30 protein-coding genes are annotated in these 26,318 nt (G+C 49.9%); 20 read left to right on the top strand and 10 right to left on the bottom strand.

The genetic code is table 11. From position 1 onward, the window contains the following. Window positions 1-10: 10 nt before the first annotated feature. Entirely contained in the window at window positions 11-214 is a 204-nt protein-coding gene (locus UNDKW_RS19045) for a zinc-finger domain-containing protein (RefSeq protein ID WP_162059981.1), read from the bottom strand. A gap of 491 nt (window positions 215-705) precedes the next feature. On the opposite strand from UNDKW_RS19045, the gene UNDKW_RS19040 reads away from it, so the two are divergent. The 3 genes from UNDKW_RS19040 (at window position 706) to UNDKW_RS19030 (ending at window position 2,274) form a co-directional block, all read left to right on the top strand. Continuing rightward, window positions 706-1,443: an AzlC family ABC transporter permease gene (locus tag UNDKW_RS19040; RefSeq protein WP_162059980.1), complete on the top strand. Its 738-nt coding sequence runs from the start codon at window positions 706-708 to the stop codon at window positions 1,441-1,443. Next, entirely contained in the window at window positions 1,440-1,763 is a 324-nt protein-coding gene (locus UNDKW_RS19035; protein ID WP_162059979.1) for an AzlD domain-containing protein, read from the top strand. Before UNDKW_RS19040 ends, UNDKW_RS19035 begins: the two co-directional genes overlap by 4 nt. 346 nt (window positions 1,764-2,109) lie before the next feature. After that, a complete protein-coding gene (locus tag UNDKW_RS19030) occupies window positions 2,110-2,274 on the top strand; it encodes a hypothetical protein (RefSeq protein ID WP_162059978.1) in 165 nt (54 codons plus the stop codon). A 34-nt stretch (window positions 2,275-2,308) separates the two neighbouring features. Here the strand turns inward: UNDKW_RS19030 and UNDKW_RS19025 are convergent, their stop codons facing one another. Continuing rightward, window positions 2,309-2,602, bottom strand: coding sequence for a hypothetical protein (locus tag UNDKW_RS19025; protein WP_162059977.1), 294 nt, complete (start codon window positions 2,600-2,602; stop codon window positions 2,309-2,311). Between the two features lie 1,048 nt (window positions 2,603-3,650). On the opposite strand from UNDKW_RS19025, the gene UNDKW_RS19020 reads away from it, so the two are divergent. From UNDKW_RS19020 to UNDKW_RS18975, 10 genes are all read left to right on the top strand, one after another. Next, complete coding sequence (locus tag UNDKW_RS19020; RefSeq protein ID WP_162059976.1) at window positions 3,651-4,844, top strand: phosphoglycerate kinase; 1,194 nt, start codon at window positions 3,651-3,653, stop codon at window positions 4,842-4,844. Window positions 4,845-5,070: 226 nt separating this feature from the next. Continuing rightward, window positions 5,071-6,510: a pyruvate kinase gene (gene pyk, locus UNDKW_RS19015; RefSeq protein WP_162042492.1), complete on the top strand. Its 1,440-nt coding sequence runs from the start codon at window positions 5,071-5,073 to the stop codon at window positions 6,508-6,510. Between the two features lie 41 nt (window positions 6,511-6,551). After that, window positions 6,552-7,616 carry a class II fructose-bisphosphate aldolase gene (gene fba, locus UNDKW_RS19010; RefSeq protein ID WP_162042491.1) on the top strand — a complete coding sequence of 355 codons (1,065 nt, stop codon included), beginning with the start codon at window positions 6,552-6,554 and terminating at the stop codon, window positions 7,614-7,616. A gap of 267 nt (window positions 7,617-7,883) precedes the next feature. Then, entirely contained in the window at window positions 7,884-8,780 is an 897-nt protein-coding gene (locus tag UNDKW_RS19005; protein ID WP_110256739.1) for a phosphoribosylaminoimidazolesuccinocarboxamide synthase, read from the top strand. Continuing rightward, window positions 8,780-9,277 (top strand): 5-(carboxyamino)imidazole ribonucleotide mutase, encoded by a 498-nt coding sequence (gene purE, locus UNDKW_RS19000; RefSeq protein ID WP_370529039.1) that lies wholly within the window; start codon window positions 8,780-8,782, stop codon window positions 9,275-9,277. The genes UNDKW_RS19005 and purE overlap by 1 nt, the downstream gene beginning before the upstream one ends. Before the next feature lie 237 nt (window positions 9,278-9,514). Then, window positions 9,515-10,735 carry a 5-(carboxyamino)imidazole ribonucleotide synthase gene (locus UNDKW_RS18995; RefSeq protein WP_162059974.1) on the top strand — a complete coding sequence of 407 codons (1,221 nt, stop codon included), beginning with the start codon at window positions 9,515-9,517 and terminating at the stop codon, window positions 10,733-10,735. Further along, window positions 10,732-11,766 (top strand): L-threonylcarbamoyladenylate synthase, encoded by a 1,035-nt coding sequence (locus UNDKW_RS18990; protein WP_162059973.1) that lies wholly within the window; start codon window positions 10,732-10,734, stop codon window positions 11,764-11,766. Before UNDKW_RS18995 ends, UNDKW_RS18990 begins: the two co-directional genes overlap by 4 nt. 228 nt (window positions 11,767-11,994) lie before the next feature. Next, window positions 11,995-12,420, top strand: a complete 426-nt coding sequence (locus UNDKW_RS18985) for a hypothetical protein (RefSeq protein ID WP_162059972.1) — start codon at window positions 11,995-11,997, stop codon at window positions 12,418-12,420. Between the two features lie 135 nt (window positions 12,421-12,555). Further along, window positions 12,556-12,855 carry a rod shape-determining protein gene (locus UNDKW_RS30595; RefSeq protein ID WP_232063047.1) on the top strand — a complete coding sequence of 100 codons (300 nt, stop codon included), beginning with the start codon at window positions 12,556-12,558 and terminating at the stop codon, window positions 12,853-12,855. 417 nt (window positions 12,856-13,272) lie between these two features. After that, window positions 13,273-14,199 (top strand): hypothetical protein, encoded by a 927-nt coding sequence (locus UNDKW_RS18975; RefSeq protein WP_162059971.1) that lies wholly within the window; start codon window positions 13,273-13,275, stop codon window positions 14,197-14,199. A 297-nt stretch (window positions 14,200-14,496) separates the two neighbouring features. On the opposite strand, the gene dmeF is transcribed toward UNDKW_RS18975, so the two are convergent. The 4 genes from dmeF to UNDKW_RS18955 form a co-directional block, all read right to left on the bottom strand. Then, a complete protein-coding gene (gene dmeF / locus UNDKW_RS18970) occupies window positions 14,497-15,537 on the bottom strand; it encodes a CDF family Co(II)/Ni(II) efflux transporter DmeF (protein WP_162059970.1) in 1,041 nt (346 codons plus the stop codon). Window positions 15,538-15,562: 25 nt separating this feature from the next. Further along, a complete protein-coding gene (locus UNDKW_RS18965) occupies window positions 15,563-15,739 on the bottom strand; it encodes a DUF1289 domain-containing protein (protein WP_162059969.1) in 177 nt (58 codons plus the stop codon). Window positions 15,740-15,758: 19 nt separating this feature from the next. Then, window positions 15,759-16,037: a metal/formaldehyde-sensitive transcriptional repressor gene (locus tag UNDKW_RS18960; protein ID WP_162059968.1), complete on the bottom strand. Its 279-nt coding sequence runs from the start codon at window positions 16,035-16,037 to the stop codon at window positions 15,759-15,761. Window positions 16,038-16,148: 111 nt separating this feature from the next. Then, entirely contained in the window at window positions 16,149-16,787 is a 639-nt protein-coding gene (locus UNDKW_RS18955; RefSeq protein WP_162059967.1) for a hypothetical protein, read from the bottom strand. Between the two features lie 349 nt (window positions 16,788-17,136). Between UNDKW_RS18955 and UNDKW_RS18950 the strand changes: the two genes are divergently transcribed. The 4 genes from UNDKW_RS18950 to UNDKW_RS18935 all read left to right on the top strand — a co-directional run bounded on the left by UNDKW_RS18950 (window position 17,137) and on the right by UNDKW_RS18935 (window position 20,652). Continuing rightward, window positions 17,137-18,063 (top strand): hypothetical protein, encoded by a 927-nt coding sequence (locus UNDKW_RS18950; protein ID WP_162059966.1) that lies wholly within the window; start codon window positions 17,137-17,139, stop codon window positions 18,061-18,063. Between the two features lie 173 nt (window positions 18,064-18,236). Next, window positions 18,237-18,749, top strand: a complete 513-nt coding sequence (locus UNDKW_RS18945; RefSeq protein WP_162059965.1) for a hypothetical protein — start codon at window positions 18,237-18,239, stop codon at window positions 18,747-18,749. A gap of 49 nt (window positions 18,750-18,798) precedes the next feature. Continuing rightward, window positions 18,799-19,704 (top strand): NADAR family protein, encoded by a 906-nt coding sequence (locus tag UNDKW_RS18940; RefSeq protein ID WP_174247610.1) that lies wholly within the window; start codon window positions 18,799-18,801, stop codon window positions 19,702-19,704. Between the two features lie 93 nt (window positions 19,705-19,797). Beyond that, window positions 19,798-20,652 (top strand): C13 family peptidase, encoded by an 855-nt coding sequence (locus UNDKW_RS18935; RefSeq protein ID WP_162059964.1) that lies wholly within the window; start codon window positions 19,798-19,800, stop codon window positions 20,650-20,652. Between the two features lie 118 nt (window positions 20,653-20,770). Here UNDKW_RS18935 and UNDKW_RS18930 read toward each other — a convergent pair whose 3' ends face one another. Then, window positions 20,771-21,631, bottom strand: a complete 861-nt coding sequence (locus UNDKW_RS18930; protein ID WP_162059963.1) for a rhodanese-like domain-containing protein — start codon at window positions 21,629-21,631, stop codon at window positions 20,771-20,773. 221 nt (window positions 21,632-21,852) lie between these two features. On the opposite strand from UNDKW_RS18930, the gene UNDKW_RS18925 reads away from it, so the two are divergent. Beyond that, the gene (locus UNDKW_RS18925; RefSeq protein ID WP_162059962.1) at window positions 21,853-22,113 is read left to right on the top strand and encodes a hypothetical protein; all 261 of its coding nucleotides are present in this window, start codon (window positions 21,853-21,855) and stop codon (window positions 22,111-22,113) included. 27 nt (window positions 22,114-22,140) lie between these two features. On the opposite strand, the gene UNDKW_RS18920 is transcribed toward UNDKW_RS18925, so the two are convergent. The 3 genes from UNDKW_RS18920 to UNDKW_RS18910 form a co-directional block, all read right to left on the bottom strand. Then, window positions 22,141-22,818 carry a hypothetical protein gene (locus UNDKW_RS18920; RefSeq protein ID WP_162059961.1) on the bottom strand — a complete coding sequence of 226 codons (678 nt, stop codon included), beginning with the start codon at window positions 22,816-22,818 and terminating at the stop codon, window positions 22,141-22,143. Window positions 22,819-23,025: 207 nt separating this feature from the next. Then, the gene (locus tag UNDKW_RS18915) at window positions 23,026-23,325 is read right to left on the bottom strand and encodes a hypothetical protein (protein WP_162059960.1); all 300 of its coding nucleotides are present in this window, start codon (window positions 23,323-23,325) and stop codon (window positions 23,026-23,028) included. A 250-nt stretch (window positions 23,326-23,575) separates the two neighbouring features. Continuing rightward, window positions 23,576-24,016: a hypothetical protein gene (locus UNDKW_RS18910; RefSeq protein ID WP_162059959.1), complete on the bottom strand. Its 441-nt coding sequence runs from the start codon at window positions 24,014-24,016 to the stop codon at window positions 23,576-23,578. Between the two features lie 654 nt (window positions 24,017-24,670). On the opposite strand from UNDKW_RS18910, the gene UNDKW_RS18905 reads away from it, so the two are divergent. Together UNDKW_RS18905 and UNDKW_RS18900 are read left to right on the top strand one after the other, a co-directional pair. Beyond that, window positions 24,671-25,336, top strand: a complete 666-nt coding sequence (locus UNDKW_RS18905) for a hypothetical protein (RefSeq protein WP_162059958.1) — start codon at window positions 24,671-24,673, stop codon at window positions 25,334-25,336. Window positions 25,337-25,439: 103 nt separating this feature from the next. Further along, a complete protein-coding gene (locus UNDKW_RS18900; RefSeq protein WP_197892933.1) occupies window positions 25,440-26,168 on the top strand; it encodes an endonuclease/exonuclease/phosphatase family protein in 729 nt (242 codons plus the stop codon). The last annotated feature ends 150 nt before the right edge of the window (window positions 26,169-26,318 follow it).

Here is a 26,318-nt window from a genome sequence, read left to right as displayed (position 1 = left end):
GGGCGGTGGATTAGTGGGCTTTGAGCACGACGCCTGCCGCCAGCTTGTATTGCGTGCCGCAATAAGAGCAAGTGGCTGTGCCGCCATGCGACAAATCAAGATAGACGCGCGGGTGCGAAGACCACAGCGGCATGGCCGGGTTAGGGCAATGCGCAGGCAAATCGCTGGCTTGCAGTTCGACGACGTTATTGGTTGTGCTGGCTGTGGTGGACATGGGGACTCCGTAAATAAAAATGGTGCTGGAAGCAGGCGCGTTCAGGCTGGCGACGCTGGTTTGCTCCCGAATTAAACATTGCCAACGGGATTTTAACGGATTATGGGTTGGCTGGGGGTATTCGTGCGGGTGGCTGTTGGTGCTGTGTACTCTGTGATTAGGCATGATCTGAAAAAAATCGTAGGTTGGGCTACGCATCATCAGCCCAACACTGGGCCGCTGCAAACGAATACGGTATTTATTCGCCGAGTGTTGGGCTGATAAAACGTAGCCTAGCGAGGCCCGGCCCAACCTACCAAGCTAAGCGGCTTGCAAGCTGCTTAGATGTCGTCGGCTGCGAAACCCCGACAACCTCCCCTTGAAGGGGAGGGGACTTGTACGGCATATATGTTTGCATCTTATTTGCCAATCTGCTCACAAAATCAGCGCCACAGGCAAGCTTTTTGTTTCCAAGTTACAATGATGGACTTTCCCGCTCTATCTACACTCTCATGTCATTTGAATCAGACAAGGCCGCGATCAAGGAAGGTTTGAGAGTAGGAGCACCCACCTGGTTTGGTATAGGTGCTTGGGGAATGGTGGTTGGCGTTGCCATGATCAAGGCTGGGCTGACTCTGCCGCAGGCACTGGGCATGACCCTGCTGGTCTTTGCCGGATCTGCCCAACTCGCATCATTACCCCTGATTGCCGCACATGCCCCTGTTTGGGTGATTTTTGCCACGGCACTGGTCGTGAATCTGCGGTTTTTGATTTTTTCTGCCATTCTTGCTCCCCATTTTGCGCACCTGCCCTGGCGTACCCGCGCCTGGTTGGGTTTTATGACCGGCGACATTTCTGTCAGCCTGTTCATACAGCGCTATCCTGAATTTATTGAGGAAAAAGGCAAGCTGGCCTACCTGAAATCCCTGGTCTTCCCAAATTGGGGCGCCTGGCAAACCGGCTCTATCATTGGCATTTTGCTGGGCAGCCAGGTGCCTTCAAGTTGGGGGCTGGGTTTTGCCGGTACCCTGGCCATCCTGTGCATCATGCTGCCCCTGATCATCAACCGCGCTGCCTTTGCCGGTGTCGTTGTGGCTGGCATCGTCGCCCTGCTTGCAGTGAATCTGCCCTACAAACTCGGCCTCTTGCTGGCCGTCTTGCTCGGCATGGGCACTGCCATGATGCTGGAAGAATATCTGGACGGTAAAAAACTAGCCGCAGCTGGCAAGAACAATGGGGAGCAAGCATGAGCGACTGGGAAATCTGGCTGGTCATAGGCCTGCTGACTCTGGCTACCTTTATTGCCCGCAGCGGCTTCTGGCTGGTGGGACATCACATCAACCTGCCCAAGCGCGTGCAGGAAGCCCTGCGCTACGCTCCCGCCTGCGCGCTGGCTGCAATCATCGTGCCGGACTTGTTGCTGACCAATGGTCAGGTCGAAGTCGGTTTGCAAAACCCGCGCCTGCTGGCGGGCTTGCTGGCGACGGCATTCTTTTTGGTGCGCAAGAATATGTTGCAGACGATATTTTTTGGGATGGCGGTGTTTACTTATATTCGGTTGGGGTTGTGATCTGGGGGCAGAGTCTTGCCTTGCGCAAGACCTTGCGCTCCAGCGTGTTTTTGGCTGCAATCCAGAGGTGTTAGTGGCAAACTATTGCGTGAGTTAATTTCTGATTCGTCGTGCTTGAACATCCGGATTTTCAAATGCCTGCACACGTCATTTAAGATTGCAGGCCGGTGGTAGACCGGCGGCTACTCACTTTTCTTGTCTCGCCAAGAAAAGTAAGCCAAAGAAGGCGACCCAGGCGTAGCCGCCCCTGCGGGGGCCCCATTTGTGCAGTACAAAAAATGGGAAGGCCCGAAACTCGCTACGCTCAGACAGCGGTCCTTCTTAATCCATTTTCTGTACAGCACAAATGGCGGCTACACATGGGAACGGCCAAGGTCAACAGCAACAGCAACAGCAACAGCAACAGCAACAGCAACAGCAACAGCAACAGCAACAGCAACAGCAACAGCAACAGCAACAGCAACAGCAACAGCAACAGCAAGAAGACATATTGCTAACTTGGTTTGCTTAGTTGAGCACTGCGGGTAAATCGCATTCTTTATGCCTTACTGTTCACCAAACATCTCTCCATACCAATACCATCTCTTATCCTTCAACCACGCAAATTTACTTCGCTCCGCGAGTATGCCAATTGGCTTCAAGTTGATTTGGTAACGAGTCAATATACCGATCAATTCAAGCAGAGAATCACGACCCAGTCCTCTCAGATCAAAATCGATGATGAGTGAGCGACCAACGCCTTGTATCGATTTCAAGGCCGGTATTTCTCTTAGTGCCATGAAAAAACGTAACTCGTCTTTCTCTGTATAAAATTTCGTTAGTTCGATTTGAAGCTTCATGTCACAGCTCTTTTTTGATGAAAGTGGGATTTTAATTATTGCAGGAATTTTTGTGAAAATACTTTGCTTTGCGTGAAGACACTGCATAAATCCATAGATTGATAAGCAATAGCTTCCAAAGTTGGAGGTGAAGGTCGTATGACGTTGTTTTTGACTTTGGGGTTGCTGTTGCTTTTAGCAGTTCCGATGTGTCGATGCCTTTGCTGCGAGGCGGAAAATGGATTAAGAAATGAACGTTGTCTGAGCGAAGCGAGTTTCGGGCATTTCCCATTTTTTGACTTGCAGCAAAGGGAACCCCCTTCAGGGGGCAGCGACGCCTCGGTCGCCTTCTTTGGCTTACTTTTCTTGGCGAGACAAGAAAAGTGAGTAGCTGTCGGGCTACCCCGACCTGCAATCGCAGTTTACGTGTGAAGGCATTTGAAAATCTGAATGCTCAAGCACCAAGAATCTGAAATTAACTCAGGCAATAGTTTGCGTCGAACGCCGCTGGAGCGCCAACCCGGTGGATTCCTGCCAAAAGCACGCAGGAATGACGTAATTATATGAATGGTTTTGCTTGCATGTAGCAGCTCCGGCGGTGGATATTTGTTTGATGTATACAAATCAACAACCGCATTCAGCATGGCAAATTAATAAAAATTCATACAAAAGCACGAACGTACTGATTGCCCGCCAAACCCCATTCATCCCCATTCAAACCCACCCGCCATCCCCATGTCCAAGCAATTCCATCAAATAAATGTCAATTTACTACCAATTCCCGCATTAAACTCGCAAAACCCGCGCAAAACCGTATGGTCTGCAAGCGGGCTTTGGTAAAATAGCGGGCTGGGGACTTTTGCAATACTGGACTTATTTGGACATATCCACAGGGCTTACACAAGATTGTTCCGGCCATGCAGCAACATGGCGCGACAGCAGCTTTGTGTAAGTCTTGAAATATCCCGGCGCCGTGTTTTGTCAGGCTTTGTCGTGCGCTACTATGCGCGTTATCAAAGCTAGCTGAGACAGGGGCGCCACCCTTCAACCTTGCCAACTCCATATCACGATGCAATTCAACCGACTCAGTGACCTGATCGCAGCAAACCAGCTCCAGGGCAAACGTGTTTTCATCCGCGCCGATTTGAACGTTCCTCAGGACGACAACGGCAATATTACCGAAGATACCCGTATCCGCGCCTCGGTGCCGGCGATACAGCAGGCTTTGCAGGCAGGTGCTGCGGTGATGGTGACTTCGCATCTGGGACGTCCGACTGAGGGTGAATTCAAGGCAGAAGATACCCTGGCACCGGTTGCCAAGCGTTTGTCTGAATTATTGGGCGTGAATGTAGAACTCAAGCAAAACTGGGTGGATGGAGTCGATGTAGCGCCTGGCCAGGTAGTCTTGCTGGAAAACTGCCGTGTCAACAAGGGCGAAAAGAAAAACGACGATGCGCTTGCGCAAAAAATGGCTGCCCTGTGCGACGTGTATGTGAATGATGCCTTTGGCACTGCCCACCGTGCAGAAGCAACTACCCACGGCATCGCCAAGTTTGCTCCCATCGCCTGCGCTGGCCCCTTGTTGTCTGCCGAGCTTGATGCACTGGGCAAAGCGCTGGGCCATCCCGCCCGCCCGCTGGTGGCGATTGTTGCCGGTTCCAAGGTATCGAGCAAACTGACTATTTTGAAATCACTGGCTGACAAGGTGGATAACCTCATCGTCGGTGGCGGCATTGCGAATACCTTCATGCTGGCATCCGGCCTCAAAATCGGTAAGTCCCTGGCAGAAGCTGATCTGGTGGAAGAAGCCAAAGCCATCATCGACATGATGGCCAAGCGCGGCGCATCTGTGCCTATCCCTACCGATGTAGTGTGCGCCAAAGAATTTTCACCAACCGCAGTGGCAACTGTCAAGGCAGTGGCAGATGTGCAGGACGACGACATGATCCTCGACATCGGCCCAACGACTGCTGCATTGCTGGCAGAGCAAATCAAAAAAGCTGGCACGATAGTCTGGAACGGCCCGGTAGGCGTGTTTGAATTTGACCAGTTCGGCAACGGTACAAAAGTGCTGGCGCAGGCGATTGCCGATTCAGCAGGCTTCTCGATTGCTGGCGGTGGCGACACCCTGGCCGCGATTGCCAAGTACAACATCGCTGACAAGGTGGGTTATATCTCGACAGGCGGCGGCGCTTTCCTGGAGTTTTTGGAAGGCAAAACCCTGCCAGCAGTAGAAATTTTGTTGCAACGCGCGGTTAAATAAATTGATTCAAAATCAAGACCAAAACCCCTAACCACAGAGACACGGAGACACAGAGACAGCACAGAGAAAACCTTGAGAAATGATGACGATCTGCATTGACCTCATTATTTGCTTTTCTCTGTGACCCTCAGTGCCCCCTCTGTGTCTCTGTGGTGAGCTTTTCGGTCTTAATCAGCTTTCAGGTTTTGTGTAATCAACATATAAAAGAAAATTTTCAGGAGACCAGATGTCACGTGCCACCAAGATTGTTGCCACCATAGGCCCCGCTTCGAATGACTTGGCTACGCTCAAGCGTATGATCCATGCCGGGGTGAATGTGGTGAGGTTGAATTTCTCGCATGGCAAGGCGCAGGATCATATAGACCGGGCCACGATGGTGCGCCAGGCAGCAGCAGAATGTGGCCGTGAAATCGCCATCATGGCTGATTTGCAGGGTCCTAAAATTCGTATTGGCAAGTTTGAAAATTCCCGCATTAATCTCGAAAACGGCGACAAGTTTATCCTCGATGCAGACTGCACCATGGGCAATCAGGAACGTGTCGGCCTTGACTACAAGGCCCTGCCGCGAGATGTCAAAAACGGCGACCTGCTGTTGCTCAATGATGGCCTGATCGTGCTGGTCGTTGAAAAAGTCGTTGGCAATGAAATCCATACTGTCACCAAGATAGGTGGCGAGTTGTCCAACAACAAGGGCATCAACCGCCAGGGCGGTGGCCTGACAGCACCGGCATTGACCGGCAAAGACATGGAAGACATCAAGACAGCCATGTCTTTCCAGGCTGATTATGTCGCCGTGTCTTTCCCAAAAAATGCGACTGACATGGAAATGGCAAGGCAACTCTCGAACATCGCGGGTGAGCCTTACAACCACAAACCCATGATGATCGCCAAGATAGAACGTGCAGAAGCGATACCGCTGCTGCAAGAAATTCTGGATGCATCCGACGGCATCATGGTTGCCCGTGGCGATCTGGCTGTAGAGGTAGGTAATGCCGCTGTGCCAGCCTTGCAAAAACGCATGATCAAGATGGCGCGTGCTTCCAACAAGGTGGCTATTACTGCCACCCAGATGATGGAATCCATGATCGTCAATGCCGTGCCTACCCGCGCTGAAGTGTCAGACGTGGCCAATGCGGTGCTTGATGGCACTGATGCCGTCATGACCTCGGCAGAAACCGCATCCGGCAAATACCCAATAGAAACCGTGGAGGCGATGTCGCTGATTTGCCTGGAAGCTGAAAAATTCCAGGAAAACAAGCTCGACGCCGACTTCCTCAACATGACCTTTACCCGTATCGACCAGTCCATCGCCTATGGCGCGCTGTTCACAGCCCATCACTTGGGTGTGAAAGCCATCGTGGCCCTGACCGAGTCGGGTTCTACTGCCTTGTGGATGAGCCGCCACAGCGTCGATGTGCCTTTGTTTGCACTGACACCAAGCGTGGCTACCCAGCGCAAGGCAGCGCTGTACCGCAATGTCCAGACCTTCAACCTGCCTTACTCTGCTGACAGGGAAGTGGTGTTGAAGTCTGCCGAAACCGTCTTGCTGGAAAACGACATCGTCACCAAGGGCGACATGATCGTGGTCACCTGGGGTGAGCCCATGGGGCAGGTCGGCGGCACCAATGCAATGAAAATTGTCAGGGTAGGCGAGAACCAAGCGTAGCAGGGACAAAGATTTTTTTATAAAGCAATCTGGAGTTAATTATGCCACTCGTATCCATGCGTCAATTGCTGGACCACGCCGCCGAAAACGGTTACGGTCTGCCAGCTTTCAACGTCAACAACCTGGAGCAAGTCACCGCCATCATGCAGGCCGCCGATGAAGTTGGCGCACCTGTCATCATGCAAGCCTCTGCCGGTGCCCGCAAATATGCAGGCGAAGCATTCTTGCGTCATCTGATCGAGGCTGCGGTAGAAGCTTACCCGCACATCCCCGTCGTCATGCACCAGGACCACGGCCAGTCGCCAGCAGTCTGCATGGCTGCGATCAAATCCGGCTTCACCTCGGTGATGATGGACGGCTCTTTGATGGAAGACGGCAAGAGCGTCGCCAGCTATGAATACAATGTCGAAGTATCGCGTGAAGTGGTCAAGTTTGCCCACTCCATCGGCGTTACGGTAGAAGCAGAACTGGGCGTGCTCGGTTCTCTGGAAACCATGATGGGCGACAAGGAAGACGGCCACGGTGCCGACGGCAAAATGACGCGCGAACAATTGCTGACCGATGTGCAGCAAGCTGCTGACTTCGTCAAACAGACACAGTGCGATGCCCTGGCAATTGCCATCGGTACGTCTCACGGTGCTTACAAATTCTCCCGCAAGCCTACTGGCGACATCCTGGCAATCGACCGCATCAAGGAAATCCACCAGCGCATTCCTAACACCCATCTGGTGATGCACGGTTCTTCTTCCGTACCACAAGAACTGCTGGATGAAATCCGCCAGTTCGGTGGCGACATGAAAGAAACCTATGGCGTGCCTGTTGAAGAAATCGTCATTGGTATCCAGAACGGCGTGCGCAAGATCAACATCGACACCGACATCCGTCTGGCAATGACAGGCGCGATCCGTCGCTACATGTTTGAAAACCCGTCCAAGTTTGATCCACGTGATTACCTGAAGCCAGCGCGTGAAGCAGCGAAACTGGTCTGCAAGGCACGTTATCTGTCCTTCGGTTGCGAAGGCCAGGCAGGCAAGATCAAGCCTATGGCACTGGAAAAAGTGGCAGAACAGTACAAGAAAGGCGCTTTGGCGCAGATCGTAAATTAAGTAATAAGCTCATTTCCTCATTCCGGTGTGAGCCGGAGTGGGGGAGTTCAGGGTTTAGACAAAATTGTTTTTGGCGGTAGTAATCTCGTAGGTTGGGCCGGGCCTCGCTAGGCTACGGTTTACCAGCCCAACACTCGGCGTTTAAATAACGCATACGTTTGTTGAGGTCCAGTGTTGGGCTGATGAAGCGTAGCCCAACCTACAATGCTGCCAACCCACCAACAATTCTGTGTAAACCCTATCCAGATCGAAATAAAGAAATCCCTCATGACTACGCAAATCAATTCCACTCTTCATTCCCTGCCTTTGCTGGGCCGTGGCAAGGTACGTGACAATTACGCTGTCGGCGACGACAAGCTGCTCATCGTCACCAGTGACCGCCTGTCCGCATTCGATGTCATCATGAATGAACCGATACCTGACAAAGGCCGCGTGCTGAACCAGATGGCGAATTTCTGGTTTGAAAAGCTGGGCCATATCGTGCCTAACCACCTGACTGGTGTTGCACCAGAATCCGTGGTGTCAGCAGATGAAGTCGCGCAAGTCAAAGGCCGTGCGGTCGTTGCCAAACGCCTCAAGCCCATCATGGTAGAAGCCGTGGTACGTGGCTACATCATCGGCTCAGGCTGGAAAGATTATCAAGAGACAGGCGCAATCTGCGGCATACAATTGCCAGCAGGTTTGCCACAGGCAGCCAAGCTGCCAGCACCGATATTCACCCCGGCTGCCAAGGCAGAAATGGGTGAGCATGATGAAAACATCAGCTATGCAGAAACCGAGCAACGCATAGGTGCAGAACTGGCCGCCAAAATTCGCGACATCAGCATACAGCTCTACACTGAAGCCGCAGAATACGCCGCCACCCGTGGCATCATCATCGCCGACACCAAGTTTGAATTTGGCCTCGATGACAATGGCGTGCTGCACTTGATGGATGAAGTGCTGACTGCCGATTCCTCCCGCTTCTGGCCTGCTGACTCTTATGCTACCGGTATTTCACCACCGTCTTTTGACAAACAGTTCGTGCGCGATTATCTCGAAACCATCACCAGCTGGAAAAAGACAGCACCAGCCCCAGCCTTGCCGGATGAAGTCGTGCAAAAAACTGCCGCCAAATACCGTGAAGCACTGGAACGCCTGACTGGCGAAAGCCTGAAGGACTGATGATGACTACAAATAAAATCGTCGTCGGCGTCGTCATGGGGTCATCCTCGGACTGGGACGTCATGCAAAACGCCGTCGCCATCCTCAAGGAGTTTGGCATAGGCTTTGAAGCCAGGGTCGTCTCTGCCCACCGCATGCCCGATGAAATGTTCACCTATGCAGAAACCGCCCGCGAGCGCGGCCTGCGCGCCATCATTGCCGGTGCTGGCGGTGCAGCCCACCTGCCAGGCATGATCGCCGCCAAGACCATCGTGCCAGTATTGGGTGTGCCCGTGCCATCCAAATACCTGCGTGGTGAAGACTCGCTGCTGTCCATCGTGCAAATGCCAAAAGGCATACCGGTATCAACCTTCGCGATAGGCGAGGCAGGCGCAGCAAATGCCGCCCTGGCCGCGATTGCGATCTTGGCGACGACCGATGATGCACTTGCTGCGAGATTGATCGAGTTCCGCGAAAAGCAAACGCAAGTTGCACGCGATATGGTGTTGCCGGTTTAGATTTTCGTTGATAGTGGAAGATTTCGTAGGTTGGGCTACGCTTCACCAGCCCAACACTGGGCCTCAACAAACGTATACGTTATTTAAACGCCGAGTGTTGGGCTGATAAGGCGTAGCCCAACCTACATCACGGCCCAACCTACGACTCACCGAGCACGAACAAATTCACCTAAATATCCGTACCTCATTTGATTTGTACTATTGTGCACAAACAATCCCTAGTTTGAAATCACTACCATGACCACTCATTCACAGCCCGCACAGCCCCGTCAGCCATTGCTACCCAACACTCCCACCAGTTGCCTCGGCATCATGGGCGGTGGCCAACTGGGCCGCATGTTTGCCCAGGCGGCACAAGCCATGGGTTACCAGGTCGCCGTGCTGGAGCCTGAAGCGGGCTGCCCGGCAGCGCAAGTAACAGGTCAGCATATCCAGGCTGGCTATGAAAACCACCCCGGCCTGATGGCGCTGGCCAAGCTCAGCAAAGCCGTCACCACAGAATTTGAAAACGTCCCAGCAGAAAGTTTAAAGCTGCTGTCACAAACCAGCTTTGTCGCCCCGGCTGCTGCCTGTGTCTCCATCGCGCAAGACCGTCTCTCAGAAAAACACTTCTTCACCCGCTGTGGCGCGACCACGCATGTCTACCCGGCGCCACACTGGGGCATCGCCAATCAGGATGACGTCGCCAGCGCCAGGGAAGACCTGCTGCCCGGCATCCTGAAAACCGTGCGCATGGGCTATGACGGCAAAGGCCAGGTACGCGTGCGTGACCGTGCTGAACTCGCCGCTGCCTTTGCTGGCATGAACGGCCAGGTCTGCGTACTCGAAAAAATGCTGCCACTTGCTTACGAAGTGTCCGTTCTCGTTGCCCGTGGCGTCGATGGTGAAGCAGTGGTGTACCCGATTGCAGAAAACGTCCACCGCGATGGCATCCTCTTCACCACCATCGCCCCCAGTACCCATGTGTCGGCAGATGTCGCCAGCAAGGCACAAGCTGCTGCCCTGCATATCATTGCAGAGATGGGCTATGTCGGTGTGCTGTGCATAGAATTTTTTGTGCTCAAGGATGGCAGCCTGGTTGTCAATGAAATGGCACCACGCCCGCACAATAGCGGCCACTACACGATTGATGCTTGCGTCACCAGCCAGTTCCAGCAACAGGTCAGGGCGCTCGCGCAATTGCCGCTGGGCGACGTGCGCCAGCATTCGCCAGCCGCCATGCTCAATATCCTCGGTGATGTCTGGTATGAAGGCGACACCGACAACATGCGCGAACCTGCTTGGGATCAGGTGCTGGCCATCCCAGGTGCGCACCTGCACCTGTACGGCAAGGCAGAAGCCCGCCGTGCCCGCAAGATGGGCCACGTCACCTTCGTTTCACCGACGATGGCAGAAGCCCAGGCCAATCTCAGCAAAGCCTGCACCATCCTTGGCATAGCAGCACCGGAGTGGGCATGAAGCCAGTCGCCAGCACGCCTTGCGCTATTGCCGAAGCGGCAGAAGCACTCGAACGCGGCCAATTGGTCGCCTTCCCGACCGAGACCGTGTATGGCCTGGGTGCGGATGCAGAAAACCCCACCGCCGTCGCCAACATCTACGCCGCCAAGGGTAGACCATCGAATCATCCTGTGATTGTCCATGTTGCCCCTGGTGCAGACATCAGCTACTGGGCCAAGGACATCCCGGCAGAAGCACACCAGCTCATCGCGGCCTTCTGGCCCGGCCCGCTGACCCTGATTTTAAAACGCGCCGACCATATTCCCGATGCCGTCTCCGGCGGGCAAGACACGGTAGGCATACGCTGCCCATCGCACCCCGTGGCACAAGAACTCTTGCGCGCCTTCAAGGCAGGCAAGGGCGGTGTCGCTGCACCATCGGCCAATAAATTCGGCCACGTCAGCCCCACCATGGCAGCGCATGTGGAAGAAGAATTCGAACAAGAGATACAACCCGGCGGCCTCATCGCCCACATACTTGACGGCGGCCAGAGCGATGTCGGCATAGAATCAACCATCGTCGATCTCAGCCGCCTCGCTACCCACGGCCCCGTGCTGCTGCGTCCAGGGCACATCACCGTCGCCCAAATGGCCGCCGTCCTGGGTACCACACCAGCAGCACCAGATGCCGCCGCACCTCGCGCATCCGGCACGCTGGATGCCCATTACGCGCCGCATACACCTGTGATTTTGGTCGAAGCTGCAGAGCTCGACGACACAGTCAATCGCCTGCACGCCAAAAATAAAAAACTCGCCCTCATGAGCTACCAGACCCACCCCGCCATCCAGGCAGAAGCATGGCGCCACCTGCCCGCCGACCCGGTAGGCTACGCCCATGACTTATACGCAGGCCTGCGCGAGCTTGATCATGCCAACGCTGATTTGATTTTGGTGGAAGCCCTGCCGCAGGACAAAGACTGGCAAGGTGTGAACGACCGTTTGCGCCGCGCAGCATTTGATTCGCGGGATGTGTTGCAAGAGATGTTGAGATAAGGCTCACCTGATTTCAATTGCTGCTGACCGGTAGGAGCGGTGTCAGGCTCGATTTTTTGCTGTATGTGCCAAGTTCAATTTCGGGTATTCTGCGCGAACTGTTCGCGACTAAAGTCGCTCCTGCCGATTAATTTGCTGCGATTCGTCAAACGTAATGATGTCTATTTTTTGCTACATGGTGAGGTGTGGGGAACAGTGTTTCTCAGTCTGTAAAAAAATAGGAATCCCATGTTTATCGATCTGGAACATAAATGGAGGTGCCCAACCGGCGAGGCTATGCATGCGCTTGCCAGGCAACTTGATTTGCCACCTCCACCCCTGTCTTATGACTGGCATTATGCGGTAGCTGATCCTGCCAGAATTGAAGAATTTGTTGTTGCCTATGAAAATTTGGCATTAAGCGACGACGAAAAATTCACATTGATGGAAGTGATACTCAATTCTGTCATTGATGCAGCAGACACGATTATTCTGGAAAGTCATCTATGGAAAAATATAGTGATGCTGATAGAAAATAATATAGCACTGCATATCTACTCGGTTTGGTACTACGCAAGTACGGAGCAAGAGAATATTGAAGATGCGTGGTTTATTGCCCCTGATATGCGAAAAATCCTGCTACAGCATCAAGCGAAGTTTGCACAGCCCAGGTAGGCGAGATGGATTTAGCATGATCGTATCTGTACCAAAAAATCTTATTGAATCTTTTCGCCAGCCCACAATAATTTATCTATGTTCGACTCCTTCAAACAATATATCTACATCCAGATTTCTCCTGATCGCTTAAGCGTGAAGAATCTTAAATCTGGAGAGTGCATTTCAGAAGTGCCGGAACTGGCGATCAGTGCGCCACCTGATCAAAAGATACTGGGTGTTGGCGCTGCGGCGCGGTCTTCGATAGTGGGAAAAACCGGTGCCGTTGTGCTTAATCCTTTTGCTCATCCTCGCTCACTGGTATCTGATTTTACCGTGGCACAGCAACTCATCAAGGCCTTTGTTAAGCGCGTCAAGTCCAGTTCTGCCATGGCGATGAGTCCCATCATCATCTTCCACCCACTCGGTAACCCTGACGGCGGTTTTACCAGGTAGAAGGCCGCGCATTTCGTGAGTTGGCGTTCGGGGCTGGTGCATACAAAGTCATACTCTGGTACGGCGACGAACTGACTGATCACGAAATACTGTCCGGCCAGTACCCCGCCCATGGGCGTGTTATCGAGTAACGCAATTGGCATGAATGCCCAGTGTTTACCGATGAAGTGAGTAGAGTACGGTTAATGCAAGGTCTTTGTACGCATGGCAATTAAGTTCAGGCGACTTGATAGAAGATAAGGCTCGTGAAATTAATGTCAATCCGAATAAAAATCGTCAATCTTCGCAGCTAAATAAACTAAATGACTTTGAAATTGATTTCGTAGGGATTATAGTTGTTGCAGTGAATTATTGCGTTCTGCATCGCCTGATTTGCACAGAGATTCTTTGTATTTAAATTTTATGATATGTAGAACTATGAAAATTTTTCCAGCGGGCTTAATTGCTGCCACCCTTGCCTTATCGCATTTGACCAACGCAACTGCTGCATCAGGTACGCCACCTTCACCAAAATCGAAGCAAGTGCAAGGCATTAAATTTTCGATTGACATGCTGGAGAAAAACAAGCTTCCCTTGAATATGAAGGGTGCCAATCTCATGGAGACAATCAATGCGTTGGAAAAAATTTCGCTCATGAAAAAGGGCGAATTTGAAACAACAGTTGATTTTGAAAATCGCAAGTCAGCAGCATATTCGACTAAGCTTCCAGATGGCCTAAATCTTCAAGATTATTTTGCTTTCGATTTTCCAGTAAAAGCCGTTCGCGATATTTCGTCCGGGTTGGTGTACAACTATGACGCAGACTCTAGTGAAGTGCAATTTTTTGCACTTCCTCTTATTCCTCAACTAAATGGCATAGGTTCACCAGATCATGTTACTCAGAGTGATTCGGTACTTAAAAATCTGGATGTTTTTGATTTTTATTCAAAAATCGAATCTAGTGAGAAACTCCGTGGACGCAATGCTTATGGGGTGACTATTAATATTCAAAGAATCAGTTCGAGTGCATTTGGTATTGTGTCAAAAAATATTTCATATCTCTATTTTAAGCGCAATCCTTTCTACTACGATCTTCCGACCTCAGTTGCCCGGATGAACATGGCAGGCACCACCGCTGCAAAAGAGCTACCTTCTTTAAGAGCCTTAATGGTAACTAAAGTGGTTTCGCCCTACCTTATCTATCATTTCAGTTCTTTGAAACCAGCGATAGACAGACCAAGGGAAAGTTTTATAGTCAAAAAATACTTGAATACAGCTGTATCTGGAGTGATTTTTTATTCAGGCAGGACTGGTGAAATTTATGCCCGCGTACCAGAAAATTTCGGTTTGCAACCTAACGAGTAATTATTGTAAAGACGGATATTAGTCCGCTTGTACTTAACTTGGGGCGTAAAAATAGTAGAGCAGCAGTGTTTGTTATGCTTGTTGACGCTCCCCTTTTGCCATATCTACGACTATGTTTCAGTAGCAGTAATTGGGCTTGCTATTTGAATGTCGGTGTCAATTCAAAGCAAAGAAAGAGTGTGCATCCGGCGGAAATTTTAGAGCACGTTGTCCCGACAACTCTAGACTTAAGCATTCATGTCTTACAAGGCACCTGACAATCTCATCAATGAGACTGTGTTATCGTCCAATAGCCGCTTACCGATAATGCATTTCTATCGTCGAATGCACGATCTCTTCATGAATGGCTAGCTGTTCTCGTATTTGCGTCGCGGTGAGGCTGGCGTTGCTGGTCAGTATACTCAGTGCGCACGAATAGGATTGCCTGCCTACGCGCCAGACATGCAGGTCAACCAGTTTGGTGTTTTGATCTTCCACATCGTTTTCGATGACTTCGCGGATCTCATTGACCACTGGTGCATCCATCTCGCGGTCAAGCAGCACTTTGCCTGTTTCTACCATCAGGTTCTTTGCCCACACCGCAACCAGCACTGCACCGACGATCCCCATGACAGGGTCGAGCCAGGTCCAGCCATATATCCAGCCACCGATCAGGGCGGCAATCGCCAGAACGGACGTTGCCGCGTCTGCGATGACGTGGATGTAAGCAGATTGAAGATTTAGGTCGTGGTGTTTGTGTTGATGCTTCTGTTCCTGATGGTGATCAAGATGATGGGCATGATCATCATCGTGAGCATCATCGTTCTTGCCATGGGCATGGTGGGGCGCATGGTTATGACCGTGATGATGACCATGGTCACCGTGGTGATGGGCGTCGCCGAGGATGAAGGCGCAGACGATGTTCACCACCAGACCAATGACGGCAATGATAACCGCATCGTGATAATGGATGGGTTGCGGCGAGAATAGCCGTTCGACTGAACCAAATGCCATCAACACCGCAATGCCAAGCAGGAAGATGGCACTGGTATAGCCAGCCAGTATTTCTATCTTCCAGGTACCAAAGGCAAATCGTGGATCTTTTGCATATTTGCGTGCAGCGGAATAGGCAAAGGCACTTAAGCCAATCGCAAACGCGTGCGAACTCATGTGCCAGCCGTCGGCGAGCAAGGCCATGGAATTAAACCACCAGCCTGCCGCGATTTCCACCACCATAATCGCGGCGGTGATCCACATCACCCAGCGCGACCCCCTTTCTGCCGTGGTGTTACCTTCATCAAAGAGGTGATCGTGGTGCAAGCCCGCGCGCTTTATATCTTGTTGTTCAGTGCCAGGCATGCGTGTTCCTTTTTTAATGACTGCGTCATAGTCTGGTCAGTTTTTTCTCGCGATGCGAGCGATCATTGACAATCTGATGGCGGCGGTGGTCTGTCATTTTCTTCCACTCCCGCGCTTCCTTGAGTGTGCGCAGGCATCCGGTGCACAGCCCTGACTTGCCATCGAATTTGCATAATTCTATGCAGGGTGATTTGACGCTCATTGACTTGTACCCTAACCGCTCACTTTAAATAAGTACGGACAATTTCGACCAGTTCGTCTGCACCCTTTAATCGTTCTGCCGCGCTTTCTATGTCGGGGCTGGCGACATGCTCGCGGATGTGATCTTCCATGACCTCTGCCATCAATCCATTCAAGCCACCGCGGGTGGCAGCAAGCAAATGCAAGACTTCTGCGCATTCAGTATCTGCTTCCAGGGCACGCTCCACAGCTTCAATCTGCCCTCGTATGCGCCGGACACGATTCAACAGCTTTGTTTTTTCCTTGATGGTATGCGACATGGCTTAATTCTAAAATAGTATAGGGGGTAGGGTATCATGAATTAAAGCAATCCGCTTGTCTTACTTTTGATTCTTACTTTTTATGATGATGGTGGCAAGAGCTACGACACGCTAGACCGTTCTACTCAACCATTGGTCAATCGCGTTCAATGCATGGAAATTGGATGGGATAAAAGCATGGCTTGCCGGAACAGGTATTGCCTGCGCCTGTGACGATGGAATGGCTTCATCAGCAGCAACCATGCCATCGTGTGGCAAGCTAAAGCCAAAGAAAAAACAGAAAGCACCAAGCCAGGGCCATGTGCCATAGACGTGGCCGCAGGGAATGCTGAGCATCGGGACTTTGCTCATCCTGTCTTCATCAGCGGCAAACTGGCCGCATTCGCCAGTCAGTATCTGATAGATTTTCCAGTGACGTAATCTGCGGGCGAGCCGCATGGCGCGCAGTGGTGATGCCAGCAATACTGCGCGCCTGGGCCGCAAGTGCGGTTCCAGTTGCTCGTTCAGGCTCCTGAGAAGCACGCCGCCAAAAGAATAGCCAACAGCATGATATTCACCTTGACTACCAACCGCAGATAAAAATTCGCTCAGGTTCTTTTTGATTTCATCCAGGGATTGGGAGGATACCTTGTAGTCAAAGCATAGTACCTTGTAGCCGCGTTGTTCAAAGTAGCGGACAAATGTGCCGCGCATATAGCGCTTGCCGCCGACTCCATCGATAAAAACAATTTGGCGGGTACTATTGTTCATGCAAACACTCCGTTAGGGCCAGTACAAGTTCTCAGTACCCGTCATACAGTTCTCTGTCATTATCCCTGGCATTGATGCAGAATAATAAATTCTGTGATTATTGATGATGGCTGTCTCGGAAGTGGTTTTTCCTCTGAGAATTCTTGTAGTATTGTAGCCTGAACCAGACTTTGACAGTGCAACAGGCGGGCGCACATTTTTGTGAGCTTCGTTTGCTCAGGCCTATACTTTTTCCCGGTTGGATAGTTACATTCCCTGCACACTTTGTGCAGGTCATTTTTTTGCTAAATTTCACCCGCTGTGCTTATCGACTTTTCTTATCAACTGCTTTCATCAATTCTTTAAGATCATGAAAATTTCTTCAACGCTGTTAATCGCAGCTAGCGTAGTCTTGTCAAATGTTGCAGTGGCAAGTACCACACCGAGCGCAAAGCCTGCCGCGCCAAACGCCAAACAAGCGCAAGCTGGTAAGTTCTCCATCGAGATGCTGGCGAAGGACAAACTCCCTGCCAATTTCAAAGGTGTGAATTTAATTGAGACTATCAATGCGCTTGAGAAAATGTCCCTCATCAAGAAAGGGGAGTTTGAAACCACAGCAGATTTCGACAACCGTAAAGCCAAGGCATATGCAGCTAAATTGCCCGGCGGGCAGGGAATTGATGATTATTTCGCTTTTGCTTTCCCGGTATCTGTTGCAGATTCTCTCCCTGTCGGTTTCAGGTACAAATACGATGCAGACGCTGGTGATGCGCTGTTTTACATGCTCCCCACCAATGCGTCTCTTAATGGTATAGGCTCACCTAACCATGACATCAAAGGTGTAAGAGTCGACAGGCTGGATGCGCTTGATTTTGATCTTAATATTGACAAGACCAGGACATATCGTGGAAGCAATGCCTATGGCGCAACGGTCAATGTTGAAGAGACCTCGACGACAGTATTTGGCCTGGCGTCACCCACTATCCCATTTCTCGACTTTAAGCGTGAGGTCGGTTACTACCGGGATTTGATACCCGCTGCCCGCGTCAGCATGCCAAGTACCATTGCAGCAAAAGAGCTGCCTGCGATAAAGGCCTTGGTCGTCGCCAAGATCACCCAGCCTTATCTGATCTATGATTTTTATCACTCAGAGCCTACCAGGGATAATCCGAAAGAGAGCTATCGCCAGAAGAAATATTTAAGCACAACTATCGAAGGCGTGATTTTCTATTCTCCAGCGACAGGTCAGATCATTGCCCGCCTGCCGGACGGTTTTGGTCTGCCAGCGAAACAGTGAATACAGTGATTATTGTCAGGCAATGAAGAAGAAGCCCTGGTGTGCCCTGGGATAGTAGCGTTTCATGCGATTAGCCTGGCGTTCATTGATATGCTTAAGATGTCGATTGCGTCCGGTTAATTTGTAGAGTATCCGCAATTGATGTACAAATTCTTTCAAATTACAGACAGGCCATGACTACTCTTACGCAACTGGATAAATTAACCAATCAGTCGTTCAACAATAAAATGCGCAGGCGAGGGTTTGCCATCGAAAAGACCTTCTATTTCTGGCGAAAGCGTGGGCCATTTTTTGATGTGCTTTGGGGAGAGATAATTGGTAGCGGAAGCTCTCTCAGAATCTTTGTCACAGTCATGTGCCCCTGGATAGATGACCCTGTCACTGGCGAGTTTGTTGAGTTCCCATTTAGAACGTGCTCAATTGGAGGAACATTGTCCGGGAGATTTCCAGAAAATATGCGCAGTGGTGTAAATTTTGATGTTGCCACTGAAGATGAAGTTACGCAAAGCCTTGAAAATATCCTCAAATTGGTCGATGAGAATGCCGTGCCCTGGTTTAACGAGATAGTCTCATTAGAGACATATCAGTTTTACCTGGAGAAAAGCGCTAATCGACCTGACGCAAAGGACAGGGCGAAAGTCAAAAAAGGTATAGCTATTGGACTTCAACGTGAGTCATATCAATAATTTTTGCACCACGCTACTGCCCATCCCGTGCTCGTTAATGCAATAGAAAATGAATAAAATAAAAAAACTGGCTGATTTAATTGAACGCATAAATCAAGGAGACTCCATTGAATACCTCTTTTTTATGGGACACCGTCAAAAAAAGGGAAGTGCAGTCAGCGAGGAATGTTTAAGTCAATGGTATGCATCTTCTTTTGAAGTGGAAGGTATCTTATATAAAACTGCCGAGCACTACATGATGGCAGCAAAAGCGCGCTTATTTGGTGATGCAGATGCGCTGCAAGAAATTCTTGAATCTGCCACGCCTGCCGAGGCAAAGTCAATTGGCCGTCGTGTCAAAGCCTACGATGATGAGCTCTGGGTGCAGCATCGTTATGCGCTGGTTGTAGCGGGAAACTATGCAAAATTCGCACAAAATGCAAAACTAAAAGAGTACATCTTATCGACCAACGCGCTCGTGCTGGTTGAGGCAAGCGCCAAGGACAGGATTTGGGGAATAGGCTTGGGGATAAATGATCCTGGCTTGAGCAATCCTCGTCATTGGAAGGGGCTCAATCTCTTGGGGTTTGCCTTGATGGAGGTGAGGGACCTGATGCGGGCCGAGGCAGAAAATAGCAACAAGCGCCTCACTCGTCAAAGTATATATATAGGCTACGTCAATCCAGTAACAGAAGATATCGATCCTGTCCTTGATTTTGCCATTGCTTGTTCCTATGACGTCGACTGGGGCACGATCACTATTTCTGAAGCAAAAAAATTTGGCTGGCATGAAGTGAACTTGCCCAATGGTGAGCTGATTGAAATCATGGTGTTGATTAATCCGATCAACAATGATTTGACAGTGAATGCGAGGCAAAAATCACAATCTCTTTTACAGCTAATTTGCAAAGAAATATCGAGTTTATTCTTGCGTACTTTGGGCGAAGCTTTGATTGAAATTGAGATTCGTGAATGAAGCACTTTTAAAATCTCGCAGTGGATCATGACACATTTTTTAACAAATGTTATGATAGCCAGCTTTATCGCTTAAAGAAGTGTGCAGAAATAAATGAAGAAACTTTCCTCTTCCCTGTGGATGGCTGGTCTGCTGACGCTGTTGTCTGCTTGTGCAACCAAGCCGGCTATTACTTATCTAAACCCTGGCCAGGACAAGGCGCGTGAGATGAGTGATCAATTGATGGCGCAGCAAAGGCTCAGTAATCAGGAGAAGGCGAAAACCATAGACCATCACCGTGTCTGGTACGCCGGATTTGGTTTGCATTCAGGCTCCAAGGCATTTTTGGGTGATGTGCAACTGGCCAAACAAAGGCTGGAAGAAATCAATCCTGAACTGATCAGCTATAGCTTCAATAATGACCCGCATCAGGACAAGCTTGATGCCCCTTTTGCCCACCTCGGCAGCCTGGACCAGACGGCCAGGGATATTGCCAGTCAGGCCAGGGAAGGGGATGTGGTGACTATTCTGCTCAGCAGCCATGGCTATACCGATCTGGTCGCGGTTGAAATAGGCAATAAACCCACGGCACCCATTTGGACGCGCTATCTCAAAACGGCACTGGCACCTCTGGAAAAATTCCCGACGGTGCTGATTATTTCTTCCTGCTATTCGGGTTCCCTGATCTCGCAATTGAAAGCACCGAACCGCATTATCGTGACTGCGTCGGCACAAGACAAGGTGTCTTATGGCTGCCAGCCGCTGGCAAACAATACCTTTTTTGTCGATGCCTTGTTTGGCAGCAAACTCGATTCAGGTCAAAACCTGATGCAAGTGTTTGAACATACCAAAGAGCTGGTGACAGAGCGCGAGAAGAAAGCGAAATTTGATCCCTCGTCACCACAGATTTTTGTTGGCGAGAAAATGCAGGCTTATGCGCAGCAGCCTTTGAAGTCCTGGTTGCAATAGGGGCGATGTATTCATTGCGCAGCCACCATCACTGAGCAGCCATCATCACTGCGCAGCTATCGTAAAATAAACAGGGCCGTCATCAGATGGCCCTGGTTTTTTTTGCGTTGCTGAGGTCCTAGCGCAACACGGTCAATAGCGGTACTGCCTTCACCACGGGCAATTTTGCTGCTTGCCATGCAGCGATTCCGCCGCGATACCAGTACAGATTGGAGTAGCCCATGCCCTTGAGGCGCACCAGGGTATTGACACTCATCCAGCATTCTTCAGAAATACAAAATACCGCGATGGGAGCCTCTTTTTGCGGAAAGTTTTTTTTCATGACCGCACGCAAATCTGCATCCAGGTTTTTATTGAAGGCGGCTTCAGGGTCGTCTGCAAGATTGGCCGCACCGTCAAGCGAGATGGCAAACGGCAAGGTCATGCCGCTATTGTCTATACCCAGCGCATCAATCACGCTGATCTGTTTTTTAGCCAGTTTTTCTGCCAGCTCGGGAGTGCTGATATTCTTTATGCCTTCTATTCTGGTAGGTGTGGCATAGTGGAAGCCTTCACTACCAGGGCGCAAATGCTTCATCGGGGGTAAAAACCAGTCGGTATTTTCAAAATCCTGATAACCATTCTGGACCTTGAGATTTTTTATCGCACGCTCAGACTCTGTCAGAAAAAGTGCATACTTGTCCTGGAAGGCCTCGTCATCAAGGTCATAGAGTTTGCAGTTGAGCTTAGTATGGCGCTGACACTTTGACAGCGCCGATCGTATGGCCAGGACGTCGTTATTAAAACCAAAACCTGTTCCCCAGGAGCCGTCAGCAGACACGGCAAAGGCTTTCTTGGCTTTGTCCCCCTTGTATTTTTCAAATCCGGTTTGGGCGCTCTTGTTCAGTTCAATCTGGCCCGGCCAGATATCCTGGGCCTGGGCGGCACCAAGGGCACCAAGTGCACAAAAAGAAAACGACAGGGCAGTGAAAATTTTCATGTTCAGAATAGTTAAGTTTGGTCACACAGTGCTTGATGCCCCTGCATTTCTCTATCCATGCAGGGGAATTCAAATCTGGTCGCCATTTTACATTATTTAACTTTCGCGTGAGTCAGGCTATTGGGCAGAGCACTGCTCTTGTTCGTCACTGCGGCATGCACTGCATGTGCTGCGTTGCTGCGTAATACTTGTTGCTTGATACAGATGCAGGGGCATGTTTCATGCAGACGCTTAAACAAGGCTTGAGCCCTGCCTGCCTCATGTGGGAAAATATTTTAAATATATTAACGGCAGTTTGCCTTGATTCTGCCCTGAATCGCCATTCAATATGCCCATCGTTTCAAAGTTCGACATTTTTAAATATTTCAAGCACCCATCTGATTTTCTTTAAAAAGAAGTGGCCCCCCATCAGAATCAATAAAGATATCATCAAAAATTTTCTTTACATCCATCTGGTGATGGTTGAATTTGTTGGGTTGTAGGGTGTAACGCACCCTACAAAATCTGTCTCAGGCAGCTTCATTTTCTTTTTTTAGCGCAATCGCCAAGTCCAGGATTTCAGACTGATAAACGTATTCGCGCATCCCTCGGCTCAGATAGACAACTACAAAAGCCAGCAGGGCCAGCAGGAAGGCAGCGCCGAATAAAATTTCATAGAGAGGGGCGGAGAGTAAGGAAATTTCTGGAAGTTTCACCGGAGGGGTTTTAGACGAAAATTCTTTGATCAAGGTCCATCCAGTTACTGCCAGTGAGATGAATGCTATCTTTTCTGGTGAACCGATCACGAGGCTCATTTTGTTTTTGATGCGGGTGATTTTTAACTGGATGATTCTTTGTGCATACTCCAGATCTTTTTTGGAGTATGCATCCAACTCTTCCACATGCTTTTGATCGGCTTCGACGTCAAGTATGAAGTTATCCAACGACTTCTTTTTCAGATTTTTGAAAGTCACAATGGTTGAATAAATCATGATAAGAAAGGCGCAGGTTGGAAGGCCTATCGCGGCAACACCCAGAGCAAGGGCGAGCATCGCAGCATACTCATTCAAAGGGCTGATGAAGTGCCACAATGCGAAGATGATGATCAGTGCCAGTAATACGAACCCTGCTTTCACTAGCATGTCAGGTACTTTCTCATGCCAATATTCTTGTCTGGATGTGGGCTCTGATCCTTGGCTATTACGCATGCCATGTAATTTTCTGATGATGTCCAGAGTTTGCGGTTTATGTATCTTGACTGCTTGATGTTTGAATGAGCGCGGCATAAGCATTGGCACATATAGTTAAATAATAAATAACTATAATTGTATTTTTTTCTACTTGCCAGTGAAATTTATTTTTTAAGTGCGTGCTTATTTGTTTGAGAGCTATCGTTGCTGTCTTCTCATCGGTGACTATGGCTTATCCAATTCTGTATTGATCGGTAAATTATTTGACCCGGTATCAATATTCAAAATATCTTGAACAGTTTTCCTTGGCAATTGTTCATCTGTTGGTGACAGACTTGTAGCGTAATCGATATTCCAGTTCACACGACCATCCTTTAAATCCGGGAAGGGAGTTGTAGGAAATCGCTCCAAGTTTCTCCAGGCATATATATCGCCTGGAACAGGTGGAGTTTGTTGGAAAATGTAAAAATTGTCTTGAGCATGACTTTTATTCAGGACTTTGATTGTGTATTTAGATGTGGTCATACATCCTCCAGGAACGAATTGAAATTTGCGGTAGATTAACCGTCTCAATATACATTCATATCGCTTCAACAGTGATTAGGGGAATGCCAATTGATACTGCAATATAGCAAATAAAGCAATAAATTGCTATGCTGCCGCAAGCATAGACATAATGACCGTGGCGATATCGCCCACATAAAACTGCCCCCGTTTACCAGAGGAAAACGGGTGTAGTTTTATGTATTACTGTCTTTAAACCTTAGCCAATCCCTTATTGCCCTGGCTTGACTGGCACAACCAGTTCACGCGAGATACCGCCGCTTTGGGCGCTGCCGGACTGTGTGCCTTCACCGCGCATGCGTTGCAGGCAATATTCACGGTCTGCTGGTGGGAGGGCGTTGCAGCGGAGTTCGCGGTTGCGCTGGAGCTGGTCTTCGCTTGCTGTGGTCAGGGTGCCTAACTGGGCTTGCTGTTTCGCGGCGCCGGCTTCGCGCAGGCAGGTTTCTCTTGCTTGATTGGATTGGCCATTGTTGCAGATGCTTTTCTCATATTCGTAGCGTGCACGGGCGTTGGCACTGGTATCCTGGCGATCGGCTGCCGTGCTCACATTGACCAATAGCAGTGATGAAATGACGGCGGCAATCAGGCCTGCTGTTTTTTTTGCGGTGCGCTGGTTACTGGTATGGTTGATTGCTGTTTGATCGTGTTTCATGGCATGGCCTCATTAAGATAGTAGAACTCATTTCATAAATAGGATGAGTGCGAACAAGACGATTTGGGATGCCGTGCAAGGCGTGGTCCGCTGCTAAGGCTCCTGCCTTAGCGAAGGCCACAACGCCGCAATGCGCCCAAATCGTCAGTTCCCGGAGGGTTTACCTCATAGCGCGTGCTGGACAGCGTTGGACTCGTTATCAATAGGCAAAGCTATTGACTGCCTCGTCTCCTTGCAGGACGCATGTGCGCTGGTAAGCGCACATCGTACGCAGGCGCGCAGCATGCTGCACGAAACCCCTGCTTTACCCTTGCCAGCCCACGCTATGAGGCAAACGCATCTCACCCTATTTATGAAATGAGTTCTAAATAAGATAGCAAAGATGCTGAATATGCGGATGCATGACAGGTGCAAGTGCGCTGTCAAAAGCCTGCAATTTATCTTGTCACTGACATCAGTGTAGGCGAAAGCATTCTTTAATTCTGCGTGCTACCGCACATTGCAAAGAAATCTTTGTTTGCCTGGAGGACGTGCGCGGGCTGGGTAAATGACAAATCAAGTATTATGTCCGTACCAATATTCACCCCATGTATCAAACCTCACCGGGCCGCGTCAATATCAGACGTATCCCTCGTATTTGAAAGATCAATATCCATGAAGCTTGCCACCTCTATCCAATTCACTGCCCTGTTACTGGCTGCGCTGCTACACAGCAACAGCCAGGCGCAGCAAAGCCTGCCTTTTGGCAAGAAAATGCCTGCCACGGCACCGGCACTGCGTGATTTTGTGCCGTCTGGCTGGATGGTGGAAAGCCAGGTCAGCGGTGACCTCAATGGCGATGGCCTGGCCGATATTGCCGCCGTACTGGTGGAGGGTAAGGGCGCCACTGACGATAGGCAGCGTGGTTTGATCGTGCTGCAGGCGAATGCTGGCAAGGGCTACAGTGTATTGGGCAGCAATAGCAAGCTGCTGCAATGTCAGGGTTGCGGTGGCGTCAAGGATGGTGTCAATGTCGCGGTTAAAAACGGCGTGCTGGTCGTTAGCCAGTACAGCGGTTCGCGTGAATACTCAGTCTATACCTGGCGCTTCCGCTTTGACGCTGCCAGCCAGCGTCTGCAAATGATAGGGATAGATGAAGAAGAGGCGGATGGCATGGTGGGCAAAGGTTCTACCGTCAGCACCAACTTGCTGACTGGCCAGCAAATCAGTGAAAGCTATCAGTATGATGAGACACGCGATCGTAAAGTCATACTCAGCTCCAAGAAAGGCAAGGTCGCCAAAAGCGAGACTTTGCTGGAGGATGCGGTTGGGAGTCAATAGGGATTTTGAGGTGAGCTTAATGCGGCGTATTCGAAAATATACTCAAGCACTCCAGTCGCCTCAATTGACAATGACCGAAGTTATCGGGGTATAGTGAAAGCGCATGATTAAAGTACTTACTTGGAATTGCAACGGCGCGTTTCGGAAAAAATGGTCAACAATTGCCGATTTAGGTGCTGATTTGTTGATTATTCAGGAGTGCGAGGACCCATCAATGTCTTCAGATGGGGTCTATCAAGATTGGGCTGGGGTTTACCATTGGACAGGATTAAACAAAAACAGGGGCCTTGGTGTTTTTGCTCGCAACGGCCTTGTGCTTAATCGAGTGCCCCTTTTCCTTGACCCGTTGGAATTGTTTTTGCCTCTACTGATTGACGATAAGTGGCCGTTGCTAGCAACATGGACTAAGCAAGCCAATTCCCCTACATTTGGCTATATTGGACAGGTCTGGAAATTTTTGCAGTCAAATAGAGAATTTTTACGCCATCCAGGAGCGATGCTAGTCGGTGATCTCAACAGCAATGCGAAATGGGATGTGTGGGACCGCTGGTGGAATCACACGGATGTAGTTAACGATTTAGCGGATACTGGCTTAAGAAGTGTTTACCACGAACATTTTTGGGAAGCGCAAGGGCAAGAACAAAAACCTACGTTTTATATGCAACGCAAACTAGACAAATCGCATCATATCGATTATGTGTTTTGTGGATCTCTTTGGACCGTACTGGATGTGGAGATCGGATATCCAGAGGACTGGTTGCAACTCAGTGACCATATGCCACTAATTGCGACTTTGGAGCTTAATAGTAAAAGTGTGATTGCCGCTACGTAATTGCACTAATATTAATAATCTTTAGACGCATTCGTGAAAGAAGTTTCTTCACTTTATCAAAGTGTATCTAGATAGTAAGTTGCATTTCTCTTAGGCGAAAATACAAGCCGCCAACTATAGCATATTGGTCGGCCGCTGTATTTCTGAGGA

It is taken from the genome of Undibacterium sp. KW1, assembly GCF_009937955.1.
In the GTDB taxonomy this organism is placed as follows: Bacteria; Pseudomonadota; Gammaproteobacteria; order Burkholderiales; family Burkholderiaceae_D; genus Undibacterium.
The sequence above is the reverse complement of the archived record's forward strand: the minus strand, read 5'-3'. Positions and strand labels throughout refer to the sequence as shown.

Coding starts and splice junctions, on each gene's coding strand:
- UNDKW_RS19045 (WP_162059981.1), bottom strand. CDS start 214: ATGTCCACCACAGCCAGCACAACCAATAACGTCGTCGAACTGCAAGCC.
- UNDKW_RS19040 (WP_162059980.1), top strand. CDS start 706: ATGTCATTTGAATCAGACAAGGCCGCGATCAAGGAAGGTTTGAGAGTA.
- UNDKW_RS19035 (WP_162059979.1), top strand. CDS start 1,440: ATGAGCGACTGGGAAATCTGGCTGGTCATAGGCCTGCTGACTCTGGCT.
- UNDKW_RS19030 (WP_162059978.1), top strand. CDS start 2,110: ATGGCGGCTACACATGGGAACGGCCAAGGTCAACAGCAACAGCAACAG.
- UNDKW_RS19025 (WP_162059977.1), bottom strand. CDS start 2,602: ATGAAGCTTCAAATCGAACTAACGAAATTTTATACAGAGAAAGACGAG.
- UNDKW_RS19020 (WP_162059976.1), top strand. CDS start 3,651: ATGCAATTCAACCGACTCAGTGACCTGATCGCAGCAAACCAGCTCCAG.
- pyk (WP_162042492.1), top strand. CDS start 5,071: ATGTCACGTGCCACCAAGATTGTTGCCACCATAGGCCCCGCTTCGAAT.
- fba (WP_162042491.1), top strand. CDS start 6,552: ATGCCACTCGTATCCATGCGTCAATTGCTGGACCACGCCGCCGAAAAC.
- UNDKW_RS19005 (WP_110256739.1), top strand. CDS start 7,884: ATGACTACGCAAATCAATTCCACTCTTCATTCCCTGCCTTTGCTGGGC.
- purE (WP_370529039.1), top strand. CDS start 8,780: ATGATGACTACAAATAAAATCGTCGTCGGCGTCGTCATGGGGTCATCC.
- UNDKW_RS18995 (WP_162059974.1), top strand. CDS start 9,515: ATGACCACTCATTCACAGCCCGCACAGCCCCGTCAGCCATTGCTACCC.
- UNDKW_RS18990 (WP_162059973.1), top strand. CDS start 10,732: ATGAAGCCAGTCGCCAGCACGCCTTGCGCTATTGCCGAAGCGGCAGAA.
- UNDKW_RS18985 (WP_162059972.1), top strand. CDS start 11,995: ATGTTTATCGATCTGGAACATAAATGGAGGTGCCCAACCGGCGAGGCT.
- UNDKW_RS18975 (WP_162059971.1), top strand. CDS start 13,273: ATGAAAATTTTTCCAGCGGGCTTAATTGCTGCCACCCTTGCCTTATCG.
- dmeF (WP_162059970.1), bottom strand. CDS start 15,537: ATGCCTGGCACTGAACAACAAGATATAAAGCGCGCGGGCTTGCACCAC.
- UNDKW_RS18965 (WP_162059969.1), bottom strand. CDS start 15,739: ATGAGCGTCAAATCACCCTGCATAGAATTATGCAAATTCGATGGCAAG.
- UNDKW_RS18960 (WP_162059968.1), bottom strand. CDS start 16,037: ATGTCGCATACCATCAAGGAAAAAACAAAGCTGTTGAATCGTGTCCGG.
- UNDKW_RS18955 (WP_162059967.1), bottom strand. CDS start 16,787: ATGAACAATAGTACCCGCCAAATTGTTTTTATCGATGGAGTCGGCGGC.
- UNDKW_RS18950 (WP_162059966.1), top strand. CDS start 17,137: ATGAAAATTTCTTCAACGCTGTTAATCGCAGCTAGCGTAGTCTTGTCA.
- UNDKW_RS18945 (WP_162059965.1), top strand. CDS start 18,237: ATGACTACTCTTACGCAACTGGATAAATTAACCAATCAGTCGTTCAAC.
- UNDKW_RS18940 (WP_174247610.1), top strand. CDS start 18,799: ATGAATAAAATAAAAAAACTGGCTGATTTAATTGAACGCATAAATCAA.
- UNDKW_RS18935 (WP_162059964.1), top strand. CDS start 19,798: ATGAAGAAACTTTCCTCTTCCCTGTGGATGGCTGGTCTGCTGACGCTG.
- UNDKW_RS18930 (WP_162059963.1), bottom strand. CDS start 21,631: ATGAAAATTTTCACTGCCCTGTCGTTTTCTTTTTGTGCACTTGGTGCC.
- UNDKW_RS18925 (WP_162059962.1), top strand. CDS start 21,853: ATGCAGACGCTTAAACAAGGCTTGAGCCCTGCCTGCCTCATGTGGGAA.
- UNDKW_RS18920 (WP_162059961.1), bottom strand. CDS start 22,818: ATGCGTAATAGCCAAGGATCAGAGCCCACATCCAGACAAGAATATTGG.
- UNDKW_RS18915 (WP_162059960.1), bottom strand. CDS start 23,325: ATGACCACATCTAAATACACAATCAAAGTCCTGAATAAAAGTCATGCT.
- UNDKW_RS18910 (WP_162059959.1), bottom strand. CDS start 24,016: ATGAAACACGATCAAACAGCAATCAACCATACCAGTAACCAGCGCACC.
- UNDKW_RS18905 (WP_162059958.1), top strand. CDS start 24,671: ATGAAGCTTGCCACCTCTATCCAATTCACTGCCCTGTTACTGGCTGCG.
- UNDKW_RS18900 (WP_197892933.1), top strand. CDS start 25,440: ATGATTAAAGTACTTACTTGGAATTGCAACGGCGCGTTTCGGAAAAAA.